A 21,983-nucleotide genomic window follows, 5' to 3' on the forward strand; every position below is an offset into this window, starting at 1 on the left:
GCTATGAACGACCTCGGCGGTTAGACACGAACATCACGGCGACGATGACTACGGCCGCGGCTGCGCCTAAGAGCAGGCCGGTAGGTGAGACGGTGAACCCGATCGCAACACACAGCACCACGCCCAGAACCTGCAGAGCCTTGGGGTACATGCGGTGCTCACGGTCTTGCGTGAACGCGGCCAAGTTGGCGATCGCGTAGTAGAGCAGCACGCCTGTGGACGAAAAGCCGACGGCTTTTGTCACATCCACAGAAAAGACCAGGATGATGGCCAGGACGCAGAACAGGATTTCAGCGCGGGCAGGGGTCGAGTGGCGCTCGCTCACGTGGGCAAAAACGTGAAGTTGCGCGAATCCCTGGCCATCGCCAAACATGTGCGCCCCAAACCAGCCATGAGCCCCAACAAGGCGCCCAGGCACGCCAACGCCGCAACGACCTGGACCACCAGCTTCATCCACGGCACCTGAACGGCGTCAAAAATTGGGGCCGTGGAGGTGGCGAGGGTTTCCTGATCCAACATGTGGGTCAGTGTGAACGTGATGAAAACGTACACGATTAGCGTCAGGCCCAACGCCCACATGATGGCTCGAGGGATCGTGCGGGAGGGGTTCGTCACTTCTTCACCCAACGTCGCTACACGGGCATAGCCAGCAAACGCAAAAAACATAATGCCCGCACCCTGCAAAATACCCAACGGAGCGGAAGGTAAATAGGCAGCGGAAGGGGAGGTGACCTCGGCGGGGGTGCTCAACCACGACGTAGCCACGAACAATGCAAGTCCAGCCAGCACGATCACCACAATGACCTTGGTGACCGTCGCCGTTTTAGACACGCCCAGAATGTTGACGGTAGTGAGCGCGATCAACGCGAGGGCCGCAGTGAAGGACAGGACGAGCGGGGGAGCGCCGGGCAGAGCGTAGTGCGCGAACGTCATCGCCATTGCGGCAGCCGAAGCAGTCTTCCCCAACAGAAACGCCCACCCGGCAGTGAGCCCCCACGCCTGACCCAGCTGTGCGCGCCCGTACGCATACGTGCCGCCCGCAACCGGGTACTGCGCGGCTAGCTGACCAGAAGACGTGGCATTGCAGAAGGCAACCAGGGCAGCCAACCCCAGAGCAATGTAGATGCCAGACCCGGCGTGAGCAGTAGCTGGGGCGACCGCCACGAAAATGCCGACGCCAAGCATAGAGCCCAGGCCGATCATGATCGCGTCACTCAAGGTGAGCGAACGCTTCAGAGAAGACATCATGTCTGTGTTGGTATCAGGCCAAGGCAAACAGAAAGTGTCTTGAAGATGCGGTTGTGGGGCTGCCTTTTCGTGCTACTTCTTGATCGAGCTCAGCTTCTGCCACTCTTCCCACGTGTACACCCAGTCCTTGATGTCACCAGAGTCTGTGGTCAGGGAAACGCTGGATCCGACAACTTCAACCGGGTCGCCAAAGAGTGCAGATTCGTAGTATTCGGCGGCGTTCGGCGTGGACAGGTTGACGCATCCGTGGGACACGTTTGCGCGTCCCTGGGAGCCCGCCGACCATGGGGCCGCGTGGATGAACTCACCGTTGTTGTGGATGCGAACCGCATGGGTGACGGGGGTGGAATAGCCCCAACGTTCGGACTTCATGGTGTAGTTGCGGGACTTCGACATCACAATGTGCATCCCGTTGTACGACGGAGAACGTGCCGCACCCAGGGACGCTGGGAAGTCCATCACCTTTTTGCCTGAGCGTGTGACGGTAAGGCGGTGTTTTTTAGCGTCGGCGACAGCGATCTGTTCGCGGTCGATTTCGAAGTCCAGTGTCATGTCTTTTGCGCCAAATGAGTTCTTGGAGAACGGAACGTCTTTGACTGGAGCGCTGACGTGGATCTTGGAGTGTTCGGGCCAGAATTCTTTTGGCCGGTAGTGGATGCGCGAGTGGCCGTCGTCATCTGGGAGCCATCCCCATGCGCCTTCGACTTTACGCGGCTTGTCGTCCTTATCGGTGACTTCCACGGTCAGACGGCTTTCGATTCCCGGGCGGTATTCCTTGGGGATCTTGTGGGCGAAATTGAAAATGATGGGGGCGCCCACGCCTACTTTCATGTCGTCGTCGAGCAGGGTGCGCATGCGTGCGCCATCACCTTTAGGTTTAGCAGTTTCCACGGTTCCAGTGGATTCGTGGGTGTTGCCGTCAGGTGAAACGGTTGTGGCTTTCCACGTGTAAGACGATGACCCTGCGAGTGTGAAGTTGGACTCCCAGGAAGTGCCTTTGGGGTTGTTGTCAGCTGCGCCACCCTGTGCACCGTCCTCAGGGGCTTCGGTGGAGTCAGGGTCGGCTGAAGGTTCGTTACTGGGGTCGTCTGTTGCCGAGGTGTCCTCGGCTTGCTCTGTTTCTTCAGTGTCGTTCTCTGAGTTGGAGCCGAGGTTGCCGCCGGCTTCTGCGCTGCCGTCAGCTTCGTCGGTTTCGGTGCCATCTGTTGCTGAGGCTGAGGGGTCAGCGGTCGCCGAGGTGGTTTCAAAAGTTCCAGCGTCGGCTGGGATTTCTTTGTGGTCGTCGTCGGTGAGCTCTACGGAGACGAATTCGCCTTTTTCGACGGATAGTTGCAGTTTTTCACCTGGCGTAGCTTCTGCAACGACGCTGACAACGGGTTCTGGGTCGGGCTCCTTTGCCTTAGAGCCGGGTCCGGGGTTGTTGTCACCGGAGGTGCCCGCTGAGCATGCCGCAACGGCTAAGAGACTTAGGGCGATTGTCGACGAAGTGAGAAGACGACGGAACACGAGCTTGAACCTTCAGTAGAGCTGATGAAAATTCGACGGACCTTCGACATTGGAAAGGCCTGAGATATAAGCATACAAGAGAAAACAAAGGACCCTTCGTGCACCCGCCAGAGCCTCCTTACCCTTGCTACCTTCCGGTCCTGGGGGGATTCGCAGGATAAACGCCACACGAAGGGCCACAGATAGTGTAGCCGAGACTCACGCGATTAGTAAAAGTCGCGTGAGTCCGTTAAGCTACTCTGCGGAGGATTCGCCTAGCGGCCTATGGCGCACGCCTGGAACGCGTGTTGGGTTAACGCCCTCAGGGGTTCAAATCCCCTATCCTCCGCGTAGGGCCCCGGTAGTTCGTTGAACTACCGGGGTTTTTGCTTGCCTGTCCCGAGTGTTCGCGGGGTTCCTTGGTCAGGGTTAATGCTCAAAATGTGTGTATGGGTCGGGCGTGTCAGGTGGTTTTCTCTACAACCCAAGTCCATTTTTCTCGAGGGTTGTAGAGTAACGGCTCGATTTTCGCGCGAAAACGTGAACAAAACGTACAAAAGTGGTGTTTACTCTACACTCTTGTTCGAGGGTTGTAGAGTAAACGGTTCTTCGCATCTGCGGGGTGGGACAGTTCATATGAAGCGCTCCGGGTGATCAAGTCCCGACCAGATGGCGCGCCGTTTTAAGGACATATTAAGGACAGGACAGAACCTCTATAGAACTGGCGTGACCAACTAGTGAGTGAGGCAGCCTTTTAGCGTATTCTCAAGCTTTCGTTAGACTTTACGGGTTCATTGTGACCCCAACCGGGAAGAGTTTATGTCTTCAGCACTGAGTGAAGAACACGAGCTTGAGTATCAGGTTCAGAACAAGGTTCAAGATGATGACTCCGACGAAGTCATTATTGAAAAACTTAAACGTCAAGGCGTGCGAATTTCTAAAGGTGGAGTGACGCCTTTTGTCTTTTGGCCCTCGCTGATCGTCGTTTTAGCAGTGGCCATCATCGCAATCGCGGCACCTGAAGCCACAGGTAACGCACTTGTCGCCATGCAGAGCTGGATTGTAGGTACGCTGGGCTGGTGGTACATGCTGGTCATCGCCGCCTTCATCGCATTTGCTCTCGTTGTTGCGTTCTCCAAGTACGGTTCCATCAAACTTGGCCAAGAAAACGACAAACCAGAATTCGGTCTGCTGTCATGGTTCGCCATGCTGTTCGCGGCTGGTATGGGAATCGGCCTGGTGTTTTATGGTGTGGGCGAACCGCTCATCTACGCGACCGTGGACCCCAAACCAGGCTGGCCAGAAGACCAGGCCATGCGCGGCCAGCTTGCGATGGCACAGACCTTCGTGCACTGGGGTCTTCACCCCTGGGCCATCTACGCCGTCATTGGGCTTGCTCTTGCATACGCCGTTCACCGGCGCGGCCGTCCCGTTTCAATCCGCTGGGCCTTGGAACCGCTCCTGGGTGAGCGCGTCAAAGGCTGGATGGGTGACGTCATTGACAACCTCGCAGTGTTCGGAACCATTTTTGGTATCGCAACCTCGTTGGGACTGGGTGTTCAGCAGATCGCAGCCGGGCTGGCAGAGCTGGGTGTGGTCGGCGAAGCTGACAACCGCCTCCTGGTCATCTTGATCGTTGTAATTACGTTCCTGGCCACGCTGTCCGTGGTGAGTGGCTTGGGCGCTGGTATTCGCTGGCTGTCGAACATCAACCTGTCGCTTGCGGGCATTCTCCTTATTAGCGTGCTGTTGGTGGGTCCTACGCTGTTCCTGTTCCAAAACTTCATCGAATCGATCGGCGTGTACTTGGCCAATGTGCTCAACATGACGTTTGACGTGGGTGCCTACACGGGTGACGACGGGGCTACCTGGAACTCTTCGTGGACCATCTTCTACTGGGGTTGGTGGATTTCCTGGGCGCCATTCGTAGGTGTTTTCATTGCCCGTATTTCCCGAGGTCGTACCGTCCGCCAGTTCATCGCAGGTGTCCTTTTGGTTCCGTCTATCGTGGGCTTCTTCTGGTTCTCCGTGATGGGTGGAGCAGGTATTTACCGCCAGTTCTTTGGCGAAGGCGATCTGGTCAATGAAGAAGGCAAAGTTGTGGCTGAAGCAGCGCTGTTCCATGTGCTATCTGGCCTGCCACTGGGCTCGATTTTGTCCGTCATTGCGATCATCCTGGTGGCGATCTTCTTCATCACGTCCTCCGACTCCGGTTCGCTGGTTGTAGACATGCTGGCCTCGGGAGGTCACCCCAACCCGCCGGTGTGGTCGCGTGTCCTGTTTTCTGTGCTGGAAGGTGCCCTGGCGATCGGCCTGTTGCTGGCCGGTGGATTAACCTCCCTGCAGGCCGCTGCCCTTGCAACAGCCCTTCCATTCAGCGTGGTTTTGCTGTTCATGTGCGTGGCGACCTTGCGGAGCTTCAAAGCCGATATGTCGGCGATTGAACGCGAACGTCTGCGTGAGGTTTACCGCACCATTAGCGAAACACTGGTGGAAGACTTCGACGAGAAGTTCGGTCGCCCAGTCGATGCTCGTGTTGACGATCGCATCGACTACCGAATCAGCCGCACCCGTGGCGCTATGAACCGTAAAAAGTAGCGTTCACCTAGATTAATACGCCCACTCTGTGATTCATCTCACAGGGTGGGCGGTTTTTTCTCGCGCATCCGAGCCTATATAAGCTACCGAAAATCGCATTCGACCTCGTGGAGGCCCCATGCTCGGACTTATCGGTGTGCTGCTGGCACTCGGACTACTCATTTTTCTCGCCTACCGTGGCTTTAGTGTTCTGTACTTAGCACCCATTACAGCGCTGGTTGCTGTTGCTTTTGCTGGGTTGCCGCTGGTGGCCACCTACACGCAGATCTTCATGCCTGCGGTCGGAAAATACATCATCACGTACTTTCCCGTTTTCGCTCTGGGTGCGATATTCGGAAAACTCATGTCGGACACCGGCTTTGCGAAAGCGATTGCACTGTGGATCGTGAACACCATTGGTGCGAAGCGTGCCATGTTGGCCACGATCCTTTCCGGCGCAATTCTGACCTACGGTGGCGTCTCGGTGTTTGTGGTTGCGTTTGCTCTGTTCCCGATCGCAAACCAGATGTTCCGTGCAGCCGACATTCCTAAGCGTCTGATTCCCGGAGCGATAGTGGCAGGCTCCGCTACCTTCACGATGTCCGCCTTGCCGGGAACACCCGCCATCCAGAACGCGATCCCCGGCCCGTTCTTCGGAACCAACGCGTTCGCCGCACCCGTCTTCGGTATTGTGGCTGGGCTCATTATGTTCGTTCTTGCGACCATGTGGCTTGGCTGGCGTGCAAAGAAGCTTACGGCCGCCGGTGAGGGCTACCAAGACTCGAACACGCGCCCCGGCTTTGGTGAGGCAGGTGAGAATGACAACAACGGCGATACCGGCACCTCATCAGGGACGACCACCTCGGCGGTTACTCAATAATCCCCGAACGCCCTGCTTGGTTTAGTCCCCATCGTGATCGTGATCGTGACCAACTTTTCGCTGGTCACCTGGGTCTTTCCCGCGATGGACTTTGCGTATCTGCAAGAAGAGACCTACGGCAAAACCGATATTTCCAAAGTGGGCGGTATCTGGGCCATTGTGATCGCGTTGTTCTTCGCGTGCCTGTTCACCCTGGCTGTAGGTTGGCGCCACATGAAGGACGCCAAGGAGTCGCTCAACCAGGGTGCGACTGGGTCCATGCTTCCCATTTTCAACACCGCGTCCGAGGTGGGATTCGGTGCGATTATTGCGAGCGTTCCAGCGTTCTCGATTGTGCGCGACGCTGTCTTGAGCATTCCGGGTAACCCGCTCATTTCGTTGGCTGTTGCCATCAACGTGTTGGCCGGTATTACGGGATCAGCCTCGGGTGGTATGAGCATTGGGCTGGAAACCTTGGGCGCGGACTATCTTGCGCTCGCCCAGCAAGCGGGCATTTCTCCTGAAATCATGCACCGTGTTGCAGCTATTGCATCAGGTGGTATGGACTCGCTTCCGCACAACGGCGCTGTCATCACAATGCTTACGATCTGTGGCCTGACACACCGTCAGTCCTATGCGGACATGGGTGTGGTTTCAGTTGTCATCCCGATTATCAGCTTGACGGTTGTTCTTGGGTTTACGCTCGTGTTCGGTCTCGTGTAACCAGCCCTAACCATCCCACACCAACCCCACAACCAAGGAGGAGCCATGACCAGCCACACGCACCCGTATGCTGAGCTGGCCGCCCGCCTGGGTGGCCAGGCCAGATGCTTCACCACCTCGGAAGGCGAACTCACCGGCTACACGGCAGGCGACCTCGGCGCTTCCACCCCGGTGATCCTGGTGCACGGTTGGCCGGAGTTCGCGTCCTGCTGGGAACCCATAGCACGCGAACTCCTCAAAGCCGGCCACCCCATCATTGCCTACGATCAACGCGGATACTCGCCCGGGCTCCGTCCCGAGGCGCTGGAAGAATATACGGTCGAAAAGCTGGTGAATGACCTCGGCGAGGTTGCCAATGCAGCCGGCGTTGACCGTTTCCACCTTGTGGGGCACGACTGGGGTGGCGTGATGGGGTGGGCCGCGGTTCCGCACATGCCTGACCGGACCGCGACCTTCACATCCCTGGCATCAGCGCACACGCGGGCGCACGGCGAAATGATCGCGAAGGACTCTGATCAGTACGAACGCATGGAGTACTTGCGCAAGATCCGCCACCACCCTGACCAGATCGTCACCAGCATGTTGCGCGATGACGCGGCGAAGCTCCGCGCGGTGTACCAGGGCGTTATCCCGCGCCACGTCGAAGATTCGTATGTGCAGCGCTTCAGTGACGCCGAGGTGTTTGCGGCCAGCCTGAAGTACTACCGTGCGCTGGGGTTGGGGACGGATATGGCCACGCAGCCGATCACCGTCCCCACGTTGTACGTGTGGGGGGAGCGAGGATGCTGCGTTTGCGCGCTGTTCCGCTGAGCTCACGGGGAAGTATGTTGAGGGGCCGTATGAGTTCGTGGAACTCACCGGGCGCTCGCATTGGTTGCCAGAAGAAGCGCCCGAGGTGGTTGTAGCTCATCTGCTCACACACTTTGCGCGGGGATAGCCACCTGGCTACCCCCGCGCATGTAGTGGGTTTTGGGTCAGTTTGTGAGCGCGTTAACCGAAGATCGCCCGAAGAACCAAGACGCCTACCGCGCCTACCGCGGCTGCGGCAGGAACCGTGATGACCCATGCGAGCGCGATTGGTTTCATGAGGTTCCAGTTCGCCGCCTTGTTCACAATTCCCACACCCAGAACTGCACCAATGAGGATGTGAGTCGAGGACACTGGCAGACCCAAGACGGAAGCCAGCATGACAACACCGGCGGCTGCGAGCTCTGCGGTGAAGCCGGACGCTGGGTGCATTTCGGTGAGTCCTGAACCAACTGTCTTGATGACGAATCGGCCAATGAACCACAGTCCTGCGACCAGAGCCACGCCGGCGGTGACCATCACGGCGGCAGGCACACCTGCTTCGTCGTTAATGCTGTTGGTTTTGAGCACGTCCAGAATTGCGGCGAATGGGCCAATCGCGTTTGCGATGTCATTTGAACCGTGGCTAAATGCGAACGCTGAGGCCGTGAACACCTGCATCCAGCTGAACAAGAGGAACGTGGAACGTGACAGGTCTTGTTTTTTGAGCGTGCGAGCAAAAATGAACACCGCCATCCACACGGATGCCGCGATCATGCCCAAGATCAGGAAGTTACCCACCGAACCGATGTCCAAGTGCAAGTTTTTCAAACCCTTGAACAGCATCATTGAGCCAATGACAACGGCACCGAAAGCAGCCAGCAAGGGAACCCATGTTTCGAGTGCCTTGTGAGCGTTGATCTCTTTTGCGCGCTCTTCAATGTGGTGAAGGTCGCGGTAGTAGTCGGATTCGAGCTCTTCCGGGTCGTAGTTGTCCCGCAAGTACACTTCAGCGTCACGCGCCATGGCGTTGGTGTATGAGATCTGTTGTAGTTCGTCTAAACGTTCGAATGCCTGCTTGTGTGTCGTGCGGAGTTCGGCACGTTCACGCTTAAGCTCGCGGAGTTTTTCGTCCATGCGTTCGTTGAACACCAGAATGTGTTTCTTGATCTGGCTGAACATGAGCCATGCGACTACACCACCCAAAAGAGGGGACAGCACCCAGGACAAGACGATCTTGCCGATTTCTGACCACTGCACCATTGACCAACCGCCACTGCCGGTCACGAATCCCAGCGTCAAAGCTGCACCAACAATACCTCCCACGATGGAGTGGGTGGTGGACACAGGCCAACCCATGCGGGTGGCCACCAAAAGCCACAGGGCTGCACCTAGAAGGGCTGACATCATGATGAACACGAAGTCCATGGGGGCAAGGTCGATCGCGTTCAAGTCCACGATTCCTGAACGCACGGTTTCGGTGACTTCGCCACCGGCGAGAACGGCACCGCTGACTTCGAAGATCGCTGCGACAACGAGTGCCTGTTTCATGGACAGGGTTCCGGCGCCCACACTCGTTCCAAACGAGTTGGCAACGTCGTTACCACCGATGTTGAAGGCCATGAACAGACCAAAAACGATTGTGGTGATGAGCAGGATGCGGTTGGCGCTGGGGTCGACATAACCAAAGGACCACAGGGTGAAAGACACCAAGGCGATCGCCATGAGCCCACCGAATGCGATGTGCCACCAACGGTCTGGCCCTAAGAAGCCGGACGTTTTGGGTGTAGCTGACGTGCCTGGCTTTTCGTCAAGAGATGCAGACATAACAAACCTTTCGTCGTACGTACATATGGTGACGCTAACGGTTAACTTCAAAGGCAGGGATGCGTGAATTTTGAGTGACGAATGCATTTACTTTTGCGCGTTTGTTTAAGGTAGGTCTGCGAACGCTTAGCTACGTGAAACACAGCTCACTGTGACACGAGGGCATGAAACCACTGCCTTTGAGTGATAAAACAGAAGTCCCAGGGATCACTGTACGAAAGGAACGATCATGACAGTCCCACAGCTGACGTTGAGCGACGGCAACACCATCCCACAGCTGGGGTTTGGTGTGTGGCAAATATCCACTGACGACATCGTTCCAGCGGTCACCACGGCGTTGGAGACCGGATACAGGCACATCGATACTGCCGCGATTTACAAAAACGAAGAAGGCGTGGGACAGGCGATTGCCCAGAGCGGATTAAACCGTGAGGATCTCTTTGTCACCACGAAGCTGTGGAACAACCGCCACACTGATGCGCGTGCTGCTCTCGAAGAAAGTTTGACCAAGCTTGGTCTGGACTACGTTGACCTGTACCTCATCCACTGGCCAGTTCCGGAACAGAATAGGCGTCTGGAAGCGTGGGCTGCCCTTGAACAGGCGCAGGCCGACGGGTTGGTGAAGTCGCTTGGTGTTTCCAACTTCCGCGAAAGTGATCTCTATGAACTGGCAAAACACGGTTCAGTTCGCCCGGTGGTCAACCAAATTGAGCTCCACCCCACGTTCACGCAGAAGGAACTGAGCGCGTACAACGCCACATACGGAGTGGTGACCCAAGCGTGGTCACCTCTGGGCAGGGCCCACGATTTAGAGAACCCCGCGATTGCTCAGATCGCTGAGCGCACCGGACGCACACCAGCTCAAGTGGTGTTGCGCTGGCACCTGCAAGCTGGCCGGATCGTGTTCCCCAAGTCCGTAACAGCGAGCCGGATCAAGGAAAACTTCCAGGTATTCGACTTTGCACTTTCCGATGTGGACATGGCCGCGATCAGCGCGCTCAACGCAGATAATCGGATCGGCCCTCACCCCATGGATTTAGGCGCTGAGTGACCATGGCAGAAGACTCGAGCGACAAGCACCACGAGGCTGAAACCAACGCTCACAATGCGCTGGGTATCGCAGCGTTTATTGCGTCGATGTCCTCGTTACTTGGATTCGCGTTCATTGGCCCTATCGCGGGAATCATCATGGGTGGCATGGCGCGCAAACGTTCACGCGAAGACGGCCTGTCCGACAATAAGTTCGGTCGCTGGGGAGTGACCTGGGGAATCATTTTCCTCATCGTGAACGTGGTGGTCACGGCCGTGATCGTCGGAATCCTGATCATGTCTTTTGCCCAAGACCCGTATGGGGCTCCCGGCCCTAACGCTCCGGCCAACTGACCTCGGCTCCCGGTCGCTAGCCAACTCACCGCCAGCGTTTACATGACGGTGGCAGCCACGGTGCCGGCCGCCTCGGCGATGGCGTCCGTGTGCGACTCCTCAACTTCGCCAGTAAACGCAACCGGTTGCGCAACCAACTTCCACCCCAAACCGGTGGTGATCGCCTCCATGGCGCGTTCTGCGCCGGTGGTGTCAAAGCCGCCGTGAATGAAGTAGCTGAAAGGGCGTCCCGAGGTGGGCTCCCGGACATCGTTGTACGTCGTGTCGAAGAAGTGCTTGAGTGCCCCGGAAATATAACCGAAGTTCGCGGTGGTGCCCAGAATGTAGGCGTCGGCGGACAGGACATCCTCAGTCGTTGCCTCGAGTGCGGGTTTTTCAACGAGCGTGACGCCGTCGAGTTCAGGTAGCGTGAAAACATCGCGCACCGCTTGAGCGAGCTGCTCCACGCGCGGACTTGGCGAATGGTGGACGAACAACACTGTTGGTGTAGACATAGAGCCACGGTACAACGGACGCGCTTGTTGTGCGCATGCGACAGGAGAACACATGGCCCGAATCAAGGACCCACTGGCGGGGCTCACCAGGCCAGACCCCAGCCACACGGATGAACAGATCGCTACCGTTTTGCACTCGATGCCGGCCAGCGACTGGGTGGTGCTCACCGGGGCAGGGGTGTCCACGGATTCGGGGTTGCCTGACTATCGTGGCCCCAACTCTCCCAGGCGAACCCCCATGACAATCCAAGATTTTCGCGCCTCGGCCAGCAACCGCAGGCACTACTGGGCCAGGTCGTTTTTGGGCTGGGAGACAATCCTGACCGCGCGCCCCGGACCCGCGCACTGCGAACTTGCGCGCATAGCCCCGGGTGGGATCATCACGCAGAACGTGGACGGCTTGCACCAGGCTGCCGGCAGTGACGGCGTGATTGACCTGCACGGACGTTTGGACCGCGTGATCTGTTTGCAGTGCGAAAACCTATTTGATCGTCAGTGGGTGCAAGACGAACTTCAGGCCCTCAACCCGGACTTTGCGGATCAGTTGGGGGTACCAGCCGAGATGCTCGAAACCGCGCCCGATGGTGACGTGGCCGTTGACGACACACAAGATTTCACGGTTTTGCCGTGTCCCGTGTGCGGGGGCGATCTCAAACCCGATGTTGTGTTCTTTGGGGAGTCCGTTCCTGTGCAACGAAATCGGGAGGCGCACGCGCTAGCCGCCCGAGGTCGTGGCTTGGTGGTTTTGGGGAGTTCTCTGGCCGTGCTTTCTGGTCTGAGGTTCGTGAAGAATGCGTTTAAAGAAGACAAACCCATTGTGGTTGTCACCGATGGGCCTACACGTGGGGATGAATTGGTGACGTATCGGTCAGTTTCACGGGTAAAAGACTTCCTCCCGCTGTGGTAAACCTCTAGGCTTGAAACATGACGAACTTTGCTCGCGCAGAACGCTTGTCAGTCGCTGCTCTTCTACGTGAAGTTGGCCCCGATGCCCCCACCCTGTGTGAAGGGTGGACCACTCTGGATCTCGCGGTTCACTTGGTGATCCGCGACCGTTATCCCGCAGCGTTGCCGGCCAACGCGAGTGGCAAAGCGGGCAAGGTCGAGTTTTTCGCGAAGCGCACTGCCGCACGCGAAGCAGAGCTGAAGGATCTTCCGTGGGACAAGCTGGTGGGCATGGTTGCTGCCGGGCCAGGGGTTCTTTCTCCTATGGGGTGGACTCCGGTGGATGTGTTGACGAACACCGGCGAGTTCTATGTGCACCACGAGGATATTCGTCGAGCACGCAAGGGCTGGGAGCCACGCAACATTCTTCCCGAATTTGAAGCCCAGTTATGGAACGTGTGCAAACCACTGGCGCACTCACCCAGTGTTCGAAAGGATGGCCCGCTCATTGTGCGCGCTCCTGGGCACGGGGAACTCCACGTGGGCAACACTGACGACGGTGCGGCGGTGCTGGAAGGTAAGCCGTCTGAACTTGTTTTGTTTTTGTTTGGGCGCAGGGACCACGCGCAGGTTTCGTTGCGTTCGTAAGGTTTTCGTCGCCGGTCTGTGGGCGGGTTTTAGCCCGAGGTGTCAGGCTAGTGTGACTTCCCGTCGGTTCCGCGTGTGTCGGGTGGGAGGTCTGCGCGCGGGTCGTTAGGTAGAAGATGTTCGGAACCTTCTTGTTGCCTGCGCATCTCTTCTTCACGCTTGACCATTTTTGCCCCAATATAAGAATCTGGCCGGTTCATGGTGCGGTGAATGAGGTACCAGCCACCAAAAAAGGCGGTAATGAAGCAGGCCGCCACAATGATGATTGCAAGCATGTGAGGCTCGTCCACAGTCTCTCCTTATTTGGGGGTTCTTCGGGGATAGATGCCCGAGGTGTTTCGCTGATGGACATCATACGCTCCCACTTTTTGCGCAGTGTGAGGGGTCGTGAACTCCACTGTGTCAGTGGGTGGCATTAGGGTAGTACATGTGTCTACCGCTCTTTACCGCCGCTACCGGCCCGATACGTTCGCTGACGTTATCGGCCAAGACCATGTCACTGGTCCGCTGAAAGCTGCCCTCGACAACGGGAGGGTCAACCACGCGTACCTCTTTTCTGGTCCGCGCGGTTGCGGAAAAACCACCTCGGCCAGAATCCTCGCTAGGTGCCTCAACTGCGAACAGGGCCCCACTTCCACGCCGTGCGGGCAGTGCGCTTCGTGCCGTGACTTGGCCACGGGAGGGCCGGGATCTCTGGATGTTGTAGAGATTGACGCTGCTAGTCACAACGGTGTTGACGACGCGCGTGATCTGCGTGAACGTGCGGTGTATGCGCCTGCGCGTGACAGGTTCAAAGTTTTCATTTTGGACGAAGCTCACATGGTCACGCCGCAGGGGTTCAACGCGCTTCTGAAACTGGTGGAGGAACCACCCCCGCACGTGAAGTTTGTCTTTGCGACCACTGAACCGGAAAAGGTCATTGGGACCATCCGTTCGCGCACCCACCATTACCCGTTCCGGTTAGTGCCACCAGACATCCTCACGGCATATTTGACCGAACTGTGCCAGCGCGAAAACGTTGCGATCGGTAAAGGTGTTTTGCCGTTAGTTGTAAGGGCAGGCGGGGGATCGGTCCGTGACACCCTTTCTGTTTTGGATCAGCTCATGGCCGGTGCGGGACCTGACGGTCTTGACTACACAACGGCTGTTGCCTTGTTGGGGTACACGCCGGATTCACTGTTAGGTGACATCGTTGACGCGTTCAGCGCAGGCGACGGTGCCGCTGTGTTTCGGGTTGTTGACCGGGTGATCGAGTCGGGTCAGGATCCTCGCCGTTTTGTTGAAGACCTGCTCGAACGGTTCCGGGACCTCATTGTGGTGGGTACGGCCCCCAACCAAGCGCGTGCGTTTTTGCCAGAAGCTCCTGATGACCTTCTTGAACGGCTCATCACCCAGTCGCAACAGTACGGGGCGGCCGAGCTTTCACGCGCTGCGGACATGCTCAACGAAGGTTTGAGCGAAATGTCCGGTGCAACGTCCCCACGCCTGCAGCTCGAACTCATGTGTGCACGGGTTCTGCTGCCGTCGGTGGAATCGTCCAGGCGGGCCGTTGTGTCTCGCGTTGAGCGTTTGGAACGCAGGGTGGGAATGTCGCCTACCGGACGTGCCAGCAATGTGCCCGCGGCTCCGCAAACTGACGCTGGTGAAGCGCCGACGACTGAGCAGGCGCCCGAGGCGGTGCAGACTCCCGCTCCTACCCCGTCACCGGCGGTTCCTCAGCCGGGAGGGCAGCAAGGCGCACAGTCAAAGGGGAATGCTCAAAAGCCGCAGGCCGATCTCGATTCAATCGCAGATTTCGCGTTCGCCGCTGAAGAACTCGCAACAGCCGATCAACAGGCAGAATCTCAGAGTCAGCCGGAAGCACAACCGCAGCCTGATTCGCACGTGCAGCGCGACCGGGAACCACAGCGTCAGCGGGAAGTACAGCAACGGCCGGAGCCCCAGCGTCAGCGGGAAGCACCTCGGCGGGAAGAACCCCCGATGCAGCGTCAGCCAGAGTCCCAGCGCCAGCCGGAACCACAGAGCCAGCAGGAACCACAAGCAAGTTCGGGCAACAACGAAATCGATGCGATCCGTAGGAGTTGGCCACACATCCTCGATGCGCTCACCGGAAAGAGCCGGTTGGTGCGCGCGATTCTTTCTGGAAATGCGGTTCCGCAGGCGTTTCGCGACGGTGTGCTCGTGCTTGGATTCAACAACCAGTGGTCCGTGGCAAGCTTTGACCGGCCTGGAAACAGCGAGAAACTCGCGCAAGCGATCAACGAGGTGTTGGGAATCCGGGCCAATGTGGTGATCGGCGATGTAGGAGTCGACACCGACGTACGCTCACACCAGGCTGAACCCGCGCCACGTCAGCACGATTTCTCGCCGCGCCAGCATGATTCATCGTCGCAGAACTCACCGCACCAGGGACGGCAACGCCCAACCCAAGAAGAAGTCGATGCGGTCGTAGGACCTCGGGCCGTTGACCAAGCGCCCGTGGACCGCGAAAAATACTGGAACTTGGACGCAGACACTCCCGCTAACCGCAACCGAGAATCCTCCGACTCACAGGAGGAAGACCATACCGGTGGAACAGGTCATGAACACCCTGACGCCACAGAAACTCAACATAAACCTGAAGAACCGGCGTCGTACAGCGGGTATAACGAGCCTGGCACCTCGGCGGGGCAAGGAGCCGTTGAAGTGCCACAGGTCGTGGTCCCACCCCCAGTAGAAGAACCCGAAGACATTGACGACGTCCTCGGAGCCTACGCCGACCCCAACTTGGGATACGACGAACCCGCAACCACACACCAAAGCGCCCCCAAGCAGGAACCCGGTGACGAACCGTGGGCAGAACTACGCACACGCGGTGCACGTACTACCCCGAACCCGGCGACCACCTCGGACGCGGAGCCTGCTGCCGGGCAACCAGACAGCGCAGAATCCGAAGACACAGCGGCCACTGGTTCGCAGGGAGCTGAACAACCTAACGCTGACGGCCCTGACATCAGCAACTACGACGACTACGACACCGAAAGCGACCCAGAAATCACAGAGAGCCGCGACATCGGGGCACCCGTGTTCTTAAGAATTATCGGTGGCGAGATCTTGGAGGAAGTTGACGAATGAGTGCCATCTACGACGGTGCCCTCGCCGACCTCGTCGACGAACTGGGAAAACTACCAGGAATCGGACCAAAATCCGCGCAACGCCTGGCCTTCCACATCCTGCAGTCACCCGCTCAGCAGGTCGAACAACTCGCTAGCGCACTCACTGAAGTCAAACGGCGCGTCAACTTCTGTGAAATCTGCGGCAACGTAGCTGAAGGTGAGAAATGTGCAATCTGCCAAGACACGCGCCGCGACCAAAGCGTGATTTGCGTGGTGGAAGAAGCAAAGGACGTCGTCGCAATTGAACGTACCCGCGAATACCGCGGGCTGTACCACGTGTTAGGCGGGGCCATCGACCCCATGGCGGGAATTGGCCCCGACCAACTCCGCATTAAACAGCTGCTCACCCGGCTCCAAACCGGCGACGTCAAAGAGTGCGTGATCGCAACCGATCCCAACCTCGAAGGCGAAGCGACCGCGACATATGTGATCCGCCTGCTCTCCACCGTAGGCGTCAACGTCTCCAAACTGGCCAGCGGACTTCCGGTAGGCGGCGATCTCGAGTACGCCGATGAAGTGACCCTGGGCCGGGCCTTCCAAGGGCGCACGCAAGTACACACAAGCGAATAACTGGGGCTACCACCTCGGGCAACGTCACGCATCTCACGTGTGACACGAACGCATCCGGCACGCACGCGTTCCTCTACAATGGAGCCATTGCGCAAGCGTCGTCCTATTACACAGAAAGAACAAGTGTGAGCTTAGTTGTTCAGAAATTCGGTGGATCATCAGTTGCCGACGCCGAATCAGTCAAGCGAGTAGCTCGCAGGATCGTCGAATACCGCAAAGCTGGTCACGACGTTGTCGTAGTCGTATCAGCCATGGGCGATTTCACCGACGACCTCATTGACCTGGCAAACCAGATTTCGCCACTGCCACCGGCTCGCGAACTCGACATGTTGCTCACCGCAGGTGAACGCATCTCCATGGCCGTTCTCGCAATGGCGATCGCCAACCTGGGCTTTGAAGCACAGTCCTTCACGGGGTCCCAAGCCGGAATGATCACGGACGAATCCTTTGGTCGCGCCCGCATCGTCAACGTCACCCCCATGCGCGTCAAAGAAGCACTTGAAAACGGCAACATCGCAATTGTTGCCGGGTTCCAAGGGGTTTCGCACGCCACCAAGAACATCACCACCCTGGGCCGAGGTGGTTCGGACACGACCGCTGTTGCGCTCGCCGCATCGCTCGACGCGGATGTGTGCGAAATCTATACCGACGTCGACGGGGTGTTCACCGCCGACCCACGGATCGTGCCAACTGCGCGCCGCATCAACCACTTGAGCTACGAAGAAATGCTCGAAATGGCAGCTTCGGGTGCGAAGATTTTGCACCTGCGAGCCGTCGAGTACGCTCGCCAATACGATGTGCCACTGCACGTGCGTTCATCCTTTAGCCACAACCGCGGAACATGGGTCAGTGACTCGCCCATTCCCCCTACATTCGCTCCTGAAGAAGAGGAAACAAGCATGGAACAGGCTGTAATTTCCGGTGTTGCCCACGACCGACAAGAAGCGAAACTTACCGTGGTGGGAGTTCCCGATATCCCGGGTAAGGCGGCAGAAATTTTCCGGGTGATCGCGGAAAACGAAATCAACATCGACATGATCGTGCAGAACATTTCCACACGTGACCCGGGCCGCACGGACATTTCCTTCACCCTTCCTATGACTGACGGTGCGACTGCCACGCGAGTACTTAACGATGTGCAAGAAAGCATCGGATTTGATCATCTGCGCTATGACGACCAGATTGGAAAGCTGTCAGTGGTTGGAGCGGGAATGCGTTCCCACCCGGGAGTCACCGCCACGCTCTTTAATGCACTGTCGGAAGCTCACATCAACATCGACATGATTTCCACATCAGAAATTCGGATCAGTGTTGTCACCCGGGCAGATCTGCTGGATGCGGCAGTCAAGGCCGCGCACACGGCATATGGTCTGGACAGTGACTCAAACGAAGCGATTGTTTACGGAGGTACCGGACGATGAGCCTCAAAGTTGGTGTGGTTGGAGCAACCGGCCAGGTAGGGCGCGTGATGCGCGAACTCTTGGCTAATAACCCGGGATTCGACATTGCTGACATCCGATTCTTTGCATCTGCACGTTCGGCCGGTAGCGAGTTGGAATTCAAGGGTCGCTCGATCGTCGTTGAAGACACTGCGACTGCTGATCCGTCAGGTTTGGACGTAGCTTTGTTCTCAGCTGGGGGCTCAACATCTAAAGCTCACGCACCTCGCTTTGCAGAAGCTGGTGTCACGGTTGTCGACAACTCTTCCGCGTGGCGGTCTGACGACGATGTGCCTCTGGTGGTTTCGGAAGTGAACCCAGACGCGCTGGACCGTATCCCTAAGGGGATCGTGGCCAACCCAAACTGCACCACCATGGCGGCTATGCCCGTACTCAAACCCCTGCACGATGCGGCTGGATTGTCCCGTCTGATTATCAGCACGTACCAGGCGGTGTCGGGTTCGGGGGTCGCCGGTGTGGAAGGCCTGGTGAGTGAAACCGAGGCTGCCGTTCCGAACGCACGTGGCCTAGCTCTGGACGGCAAAGCAGCCGGTTCGAAAGCAACTGTGTACACCGAGCCCATCGCGTTTAACGTTCTCGCGCTCGCTGGTGACATGGTGGACGACGGTGAAGGCGAAACTGTTGAAGAGAAGAAACTGCGTAACGAATCCCGCAAGATTCTGAGCATTCCTGAACTGTTGGTGTCAGGTACGTGCGTGCGCGTTCCAGTTGTCACCGGTCACTCGCTGTCCATCAACGCGGAATTTGACCGCGACATTACACCAGATGAGGCGACCCAGATTTTGGCCCAGGCCCCAGGCGTGGAACTCGAAGATGTGCCTACGCCGCTCAAGGCAACCGGCGGTAACACAAGCCTGGTGGGTCGAATCAGGCGAGACCAGTCAGTTCCAGGTAACCGAGGCTTGGCGCTGTTCGTGTCGAACGACAATCTGCGCAAGGGTGCTGCGCTGAACACAGTGCAGATTGCTGCTCTGCTTGACCAGCGCAAATAGAGCCTCACGCATAGAGAAATGCTTATATAACTATTTGTCAATAAATGTGATGCGCAGATACTTTCTGGTTGTTTCGTTTAGCTAGAAAGGTCTTCTATGAAGTCGCTTCGCATCGCTTCAGTTGCCGTTTGTGCAGCTGGTGCCCTCGTTTTGTCCGCGTGCGGATCTCAGTCTGGCGATTCCGGTGGTGACAAGCTCAACGTGGTGACATCGACCAACGTCTACGCAGACATTGCTCAAACGGTTGGCGGTGACGCTGTAGATGTCACGCCGATTATTGACGACGCGTCGAAGGACCCTCACTCCTATGAGGCGACCACAGAAGACCAGCTGAAACTGTCCAAAGCTGACGTGGTTGTGCAAAACGGTGGTGGTTACGACGCTTTCATGACCACGCTGTTGGAGGCTTCTGACTCCGAGCCCGAGGTGGTTGACGCCGTTTCGGTTTCCGGTCTCCCAGGTTCGGCAGGATTGAGCAACGAACCCCACGGCCACGAGGGCCATGATCACGGCGAAGAGGGCCATGAAGGCCACGACCATGGCGAAGAAGGCCACGAAGGTCATGACCACGAGCATGGCGAAGAAGACCACGACCATGAAGGCCACGACCACGGTGCGTTTAACGAGCACGTGTGGTACTCCGTGCCTACCATGATCAAACTGGTTGACGAAGTCGCCGAAACCATGAGCGAGAAGTCGCCTGAGCACAAAGACGAGTTCACAAAGAACGCTGACGACTTGCGTGGCAAGCTTGAAGAGCTGAACAAGAAAATCACTGACGCTCAGTCACAGAACAAAGGCAAAAAGGCGGCCGCAACTGAGCCAGTCCCACTGTGGCTGTTTGAAGACATGGGGCTCGAACCAGTGACCCCGCCAGAGTTCTTGTCGGCGATTGAAGAAGGTAACGACGCGCCTCCTCTGGTGTTCAAAAAAGCTCAAGACCAGCTGAAGAACAAAGAAGTTGCCATCCTTGGCTACAACACGCAGGCAACGAACGAACAGGCCGAATCTCTGAAGAAGGCAGCGGACGACGCCGGCATTCCTGTCGTGGACATGGCAGAAACCATGCCCAAAGATTCCAACTATGTCGACTGGATTTCTGGCTACGTCGATGAAGTAAACAGTGCCCTCAAATAAGCATGAAAGTCCGTCGCGAAACTCTGTCTTAGAGATTCGCGACGGGCTCCTCAAATTTGGCGAGCGCGTCCTGTGGCATGACCTCAACCTCGAAGTAGAGCCGGGGGAGTTCATCGCCGTTCTAGGGCCAAACGGCAGTGGCAAAACCTCCCTGCTCAAAGTGCTACTCGGACAGTACAAACTGTCTGGTGGCTCGATCCGTGTGGGCGACCACGGCGTGCGCAAAGGCGACCCAGACATTGGCTATGTGCCACAACAACGATCCGTTGACCCGGCTACACCGTTGCGCGCCCGCGACATCGTGGCCCTGGGGGTAGACGGGCACCGCTGGGGGCTACGCCTGCCATCGTCGAAGTTTAAGAAACGTATCGATCACCTGCTTGACCTTGTGGGAGCTGGGGACTACGCAGACGCACCGGTAGGCACCCTTTCCGGTGGCGAGATGCAGCGCCTGCGTTTGGCGCACGCGTTGGCCAGCAGTCCGCGCTTGCTTCTGTGCGACGAACCTCTTCTCAGCTTGGACATCCCGCACCAGCATTTGGTGGCTTCGCTGTTGGACAAAGAACGCAAAGCCAACGACACTGCGATCCTGTTTGTTACTCACGAAATCAACCCGATTCTTCGCTACGTAGACCGCATCATCTACATTGTGGGCGGACACTTCTTGGTGGGCACACCCAGTGAAGTAATGAACTCTGAGGCCCTTTCGCACCTGTTCGACAGCAAGGTCGAAGTGCTCAACATAGGCGGCCGTTTAGTTGTTGTTGGTGGCGATGAGCAACACCATCACCCCGAACCAGAAAGCGCCAAACAGTAGTGGAACAGTTGACTCAACTTTTTACGTTCGAACACTACGGCGAGCTCGTAGTTCTCTTGCGCAACTCCATTCTGGCCTCGGCTGTTCTGGGAATGGTTGGTGGCCTGGTGGGCTACTTCGTCATCATCCGCGATATCCCGTTTGCTGTTCACGGTGTTGCAGAGCTGTCGTTTGCAGGTGCGGCGTTCGCGCTATTGGTGGGCTTTGATGTGGTGTTTGGGTCCATCGTGGGGTCGCTCATCGCAGCGTTTCTCATTGGGGCTGGAGGAGTGCGCGCGTCTGATAAGAACTCGATCATCGGTGTTCTTATGCCGTTTGGTCTTGGCCTGGGGATCCTGTTCCTTGCGCTGTATGAGGGCCGGGCGGCTAACAAGTTCGGCTTGCTTACCGGTCAGATTGTGGCGGTCAACCCTGGCCAGCTCAAGGTCCTTATGGTGTGTGCCGCTGTTGTGGTTGTTGCTTTGGCAGTGATCTGGCGTCCGTTGGCTTTCGCTTCGATTGACGCCGAGGTTGCCCGCGCCCGAGGTGTCCCGATCGGCTTTCTGACGATCACCTTCATGCTGGTGTTGGGTTTGGCTGTGGCGTTGAGCGTGCAGGTTGTGGGCGTGTTGCTGGTGATGGCGCTGTTGGTCACCCCGGCAGCGGCAGCCACGCAGATTTCTGCGAACCCGTACCTGGTGCCGGTTTTGTCAGTGGTTTTTGCCACGGTGTCCTCGGTGGGCGGTGTGCTGATTGCTCTTGGCTCGCCTGTGGTGCCTATCAGCCCGTTTGTCACGACCATCAGCTTCCTCATTTATGCGGTGTGCCGGCTCATTGGCCGTAGTCGCGAAAAGCGGTACGCCCGTCAGCGCAACCGTCGGTTGGCTGAGCTCGATGTGGAACACCGCGTGTAAGAACACACCGAGCTTGTCGTGGAAGCGTGTGTTTCACGGTAGCG

General features: G+C 57.6%; 21 protein-coding genes, 1 tRNA gene and 1 other RNA gene. 16 read left to right on the forward strand and 7 right to left on the reverse strand.

The features are described 5' to 3' along the window. Nucleotide 1 precedes the first annotated feature (1 nt). The 4 genes from HMPREF0183_RS13235 to ffs all read right to left on the reverse strand — a co-directional run bounded on the left by HMPREF0183_RS13235 (nt 2) and on the right by ffs (nt 2,935). Nucleotides 2-325: a hypothetical protein gene (locus HMPREF0183_RS13235; protein ID WP_245527119.1), complete on the reverse strand. Its 324-nt coding sequence runs from the start codon at nt 323-325 to the stop codon at nt 2-4. Further along, a complete protein-coding gene (locus HMPREF0183_RS05710) occupies nt 322-1,248 on the reverse strand; it encodes an APC family permease (RefSeq protein WP_005883811.1) in 927 nt (308 codons plus the stop codon). Before HMPREF0183_RS05710 ends, HMPREF0183_RS13235 begins: the two co-directional genes overlap by 4 nt. Nucleotides 1,249-1,320: 72 nt before the next feature. Further along, nucleotides 1,321-2,754: an Ig-like domain-containing protein gene (locus HMPREF0183_RS05715; RefSeq protein ID WP_005883812.1), complete on the reverse strand. Its 1,434-nt coding sequence runs from the start codon at nt 2,752-2,754 to the stop codon at nt 1,321-1,323. Nucleotides 2,755-2,838: 84 nt separating this feature from the next. Then, nucleotides 2,839-2,935: signal recognition particle sRNA small type (gene ffs / locus HMPREF0183_RS12525), an RNA gene on the reverse strand. A gap of 62 nt (nt 2,936-2,997) precedes the next feature. On the opposite strand from ffs, the gene HMPREF0183_RS05720 reads away from it, so the two are divergent. The 5 genes from HMPREF0183_RS05720 to HMPREF0183_RS05735 all read left to right on the forward strand — a co-directional run bounded on the left by HMPREF0183_RS05720 (nt 2,998) and on the right by HMPREF0183_RS05735 (nt 7,702). Further along, nucleotides 2,998-3,082 (forward strand) — tRNA-Ser (locus tag HMPREF0183_RS05720). A gap of 470 nt (nt 3,083-3,552) precedes the next feature. Continuing rightward, nucleotides 3,553-5,331, forward strand: a complete 1,779-nt coding sequence (locus HMPREF0183_RS05725) for a BCCT family transporter (protein WP_005883814.1) — start codon at nt 3,553-3,555, stop codon at nt 5,329-5,331. A gap of 118 nt (nt 5,332-5,449) precedes the next feature. After that, a complete protein-coding gene (locus HMPREF0183_RS13240; protein ID WP_005883816.1) occupies nt 5,450-6,190 on the forward strand; it encodes a GntP family permease in 741 nt (246 codons plus the stop codon). A 33-nt stretch (nt 6,191-6,223) separates the two neighbouring features. Further along, a complete protein-coding gene (locus HMPREF0183_RS13245) occupies nt 6,224-6,892 on the forward strand; it encodes a GntP family permease (RefSeq protein WP_005883818.1) in 669 nt (222 codons plus the stop codon). 45 nt (nt 6,893-6,937) lie between these two features. Further along, entirely contained in the window at nt 6,938-7,702 is a 765-nt protein-coding gene (locus HMPREF0183_RS05735) for an alpha/beta fold hydrolase (protein ID WP_005883820.1), read from the forward strand. 180 nt (nt 7,703-7,882) lie between these two features. On the opposite strand, the gene HMPREF0183_RS05740 is transcribed toward HMPREF0183_RS05735, so the two are convergent. Next, entirely contained in the window at nt 7,883-9,505 is a 1,623-nt protein-coding gene (locus HMPREF0183_RS05740) for an inorganic phosphate transporter (RefSeq protein ID WP_005883822.1), read from the reverse strand. Between the two features lie 229 nt (nt 9,506-9,734). On the opposite strand from HMPREF0183_RS05740, the gene HMPREF0183_RS05745 reads away from it, so the two are divergent. Further along, the gene (locus HMPREF0183_RS05745) at nt 9,735-10,556 is read left to right on the forward strand and encodes an aldo/keto reductase (protein WP_005883824.1); all 822 of its coding nucleotides are present in this window, start codon (nt 9,735-9,737) and stop codon (nt 10,554-10,556) included. Between the two features lie 2 nt (nt 10,557-10,558). Next, the gene (locus tag HMPREF0183_RS05750; protein WP_040348263.1) at nt 10,559-10,888 is read left to right on the forward strand and encodes a hypothetical protein; all 330 of its coding nucleotides are present in this window, start codon (nt 10,559-10,561) and stop codon (nt 10,886-10,888) included. Nucleotides 10,889-10,926: 38 nt separating this feature from the next. On the opposite strand, the gene HMPREF0183_RS05755 is transcribed toward HMPREF0183_RS05750, so the two are convergent. Next, a complete protein-coding gene (locus tag HMPREF0183_RS05755) occupies nt 10,927-11,382 on the reverse strand; it encodes a flavodoxin family protein (RefSeq protein ID WP_040348265.1) in 456 nt (151 codons plus the stop codon). Nucleotides 11,383-11,434: 52 nt separating this feature from the next. On the opposite strand from HMPREF0183_RS05755, the gene HMPREF0183_RS05760 reads away from it, so the two are divergent. Both HMPREF0183_RS05760 and HMPREF0183_RS05765 read left to right on the forward strand, forming a co-directional pair. Next, entirely contained in the window at nt 11,435-12,289 is an 855-nt protein-coding gene (locus HMPREF0183_RS05760; protein WP_005883830.1) for a Sir2 family NAD-dependent protein deacetylase, read from the forward strand. Nucleotides 12,290-12,306: 17 nt separating this feature from the next. After that, nucleotides 12,307-12,915, forward strand: a complete 609-nt coding sequence (locus tag HMPREF0183_RS05765) for a TIGR03085 family metal-binding protein (RefSeq protein ID WP_005883833.1) — start codon at nt 12,307-12,309, stop codon at nt 12,913-12,915. Nucleotides 12,916-12,962: 47 nt separating this feature from the next. Here HMPREF0183_RS05765 and HMPREF0183_RS05770 read toward each other — a convergent pair whose 3' ends face one another. Next, nucleotides 12,963-13,205: a hypothetical protein gene (locus HMPREF0183_RS05770; RefSeq protein ID WP_040348268.1), complete on the reverse strand. Its 243-nt coding sequence runs from the start codon at nt 13,203-13,205 to the stop codon at nt 12,963-12,965. 139 nt (nt 13,206-13,344) lie between these two features. On the opposite strand from HMPREF0183_RS05770, the gene HMPREF0183_RS05775 reads away from it, so the two are divergent. The 7 genes from HMPREF0183_RS05775 (at nt 13,345) to HMPREF0183_RS05805 (ending at nt 21,939) form a co-directional block, all read left to right on the forward strand. Further along, nucleotides 13,345-16,029 carry a DNA polymerase III subunit gamma and tau gene (locus HMPREF0183_RS05775; RefSeq protein WP_005883837.1) on the forward strand — a complete coding sequence of 895 codons (2,685 nt, stop codon included), beginning with the start codon at nt 13,345-13,347 and terminating at the stop codon, nt 16,027-16,029. Then, complete coding sequence (gene recR, locus HMPREF0183_RS05780; protein WP_005883840.1) at nt 16,026-16,640, forward strand: recombination mediator RecR; 615 nt, start codon at nt 16,026-16,028, stop codon at nt 16,638-16,640. The genes HMPREF0183_RS05775 and recR overlap by 4 nt, the downstream gene beginning before the upstream one ends. A gap of 125 nt (nt 16,641-16,765) precedes the next feature. After that, nucleotides 16,766-18,061, forward strand: coding sequence for an aspartate kinase (locus HMPREF0183_RS05785; RefSeq protein ID WP_005883841.1), 1,296 nt, complete (start codon nt 16,766-16,768; stop codon nt 18,059-18,061). Further along, complete coding sequence (locus HMPREF0183_RS05790; protein ID WP_005883843.1) at nt 18,058-19,092, forward strand: aspartate-semialdehyde dehydrogenase; 1,035 nt, start codon at nt 18,058-18,060, stop codon at nt 19,090-19,092. The genes HMPREF0183_RS05785 and HMPREF0183_RS05790 overlap by 4 nt, the downstream gene beginning before the upstream one ends. A 96-nt stretch (nt 19,093-19,188) precedes the next feature. Further along, complete coding sequence (locus HMPREF0183_RS05795) at nt 19,189-20,229, forward strand: metal ABC transporter solute-binding protein, Zn/Mn family (protein ID WP_005883845.1); 1,041 nt, start codon at nt 19,189-19,191, stop codon at nt 20,227-20,229. Next, nucleotides 20,216-21,046 (forward strand): metal ABC transporter ATP-binding protein, encoded by an 831-nt coding sequence (locus HMPREF0183_RS05800; protein ID WP_005883847.1) that lies wholly within the window; start codon nt 20,216-20,218, stop codon nt 21,044-21,046. The genes HMPREF0183_RS05795 and HMPREF0183_RS05800 overlap by 14 nt, the downstream gene beginning before the upstream one ends. Then, entirely contained in the window at nt 21,046-21,939 is an 894-nt protein-coding gene (locus HMPREF0183_RS05805; protein ID WP_005883849.1) for a metal ABC transporter permease, read from the forward strand. The genes HMPREF0183_RS05800 and HMPREF0183_RS05805 overlap by 1 nt, the downstream gene beginning before the upstream one ends. The last annotated feature ends 44 nt before the right edge of the window (nt 21,940-21,983 follow it).

The sequence above is a fragment of the Brevibacterium mcbrellneri ATCC 49030 genome (genome assembly GCF_000178455.1).
Classification (GTDB): Bacteria; Actinomycetota; Actinomycetes; order Actinomycetales; family Brevibacteriaceae; genus Brevibacterium; species Brevibacterium mcbrellneri.

Bases quoted from the DNA above. Each gene is read 5' to 3' on its own strand.
- HMPREF0183_RS13240 (WP_005883816.1), top strand. From the start codon at position 5,450: ATGCTCGGACTTATCGGTGTGCTGCTGGCACTCGGACTACTCATTTTT.
- HMPREF0183_RS05790 (WP_005883843.1), top strand. From the start codon at position 18,058: ATGAGCCTCAAAGTTGGTGTGGTTGGAGCAACCGGCCAGGTAGGGCGC.
- HMPREF0183_RS05740 (WP_005883822.1), bottom strand. From the start codon at position 9,505: ATGTCTGCATCTCTTGACGAAAAGCCAGGCACGTCAGCTACACCCAAA.
- HMPREF0183_RS05710 (WP_005883811.1), bottom strand. From the start codon at position 1,248: ATGATGTCTTCTCTGAAGCGTTCGCTCACCTTGAGTGACGCGATCATG.
- HMPREF0183_RS05755 (WP_040348265.1), bottom strand. From the start codon at position 11,382: ATGTCTACACCAACAGTGTTGTTCGTCCACCATTCGCCAAGTCCGCGC.
- HMPREF0183_RS05735 (WP_005883820.1), top strand. From the start codon at position 6,938: ATGACCAGCCACACGCACCCGTATGCTGAGCTGGCCGCCCGCCTGGGT.
- HMPREF0183_RS05750 (WP_040348263.1), top strand. From the start codon at position 10,559: ATGGCAGAAGACTCGAGCGACAAGCACCACGAGGCTGAAACCAACGCT.
- recR (WP_005883840.1), top strand. From the start codon at position 16,026: ATGAGTGCCATCTACGACGGTGCCCTCGCCGACCTCGTCGACGAACTG.
- HMPREF0183_RS05795 (WP_005883845.1), top strand. From the start codon at position 19,189: ATGAAGTCGCTTCGCATCGCTTCAGTTGCCGTTTGTGCAGCTGGTGCC.
- HMPREF0183_RS05725 (WP_005883814.1), top strand. From the start codon at position 3,553: ATGTCTTCAGCACTGAGTGAAGAACACGAGCTTGAGTATCAGGTTCAG.
- HMPREF0183_RS05765 (WP_005883833.1), top strand. From the start codon at position 12,307: ATGACGAACTTTGCTCGCGCAGAACGCTTGTCAGTCGCTGCTCTTCTA.
- HMPREF0183_RS05760 (WP_005883830.1), top strand. From the start codon at position 11,435: ATGGCCCGAATCAAGGACCCACTGGCGGGGCTCACCAGGCCAGACCCC.
- HMPREF0183_RS05745 (WP_005883824.1), top strand. From the start codon at position 9,735: ATGACAGTCCCACAGCTGACGTTGAGCGACGGCAACACCATCCCACAG.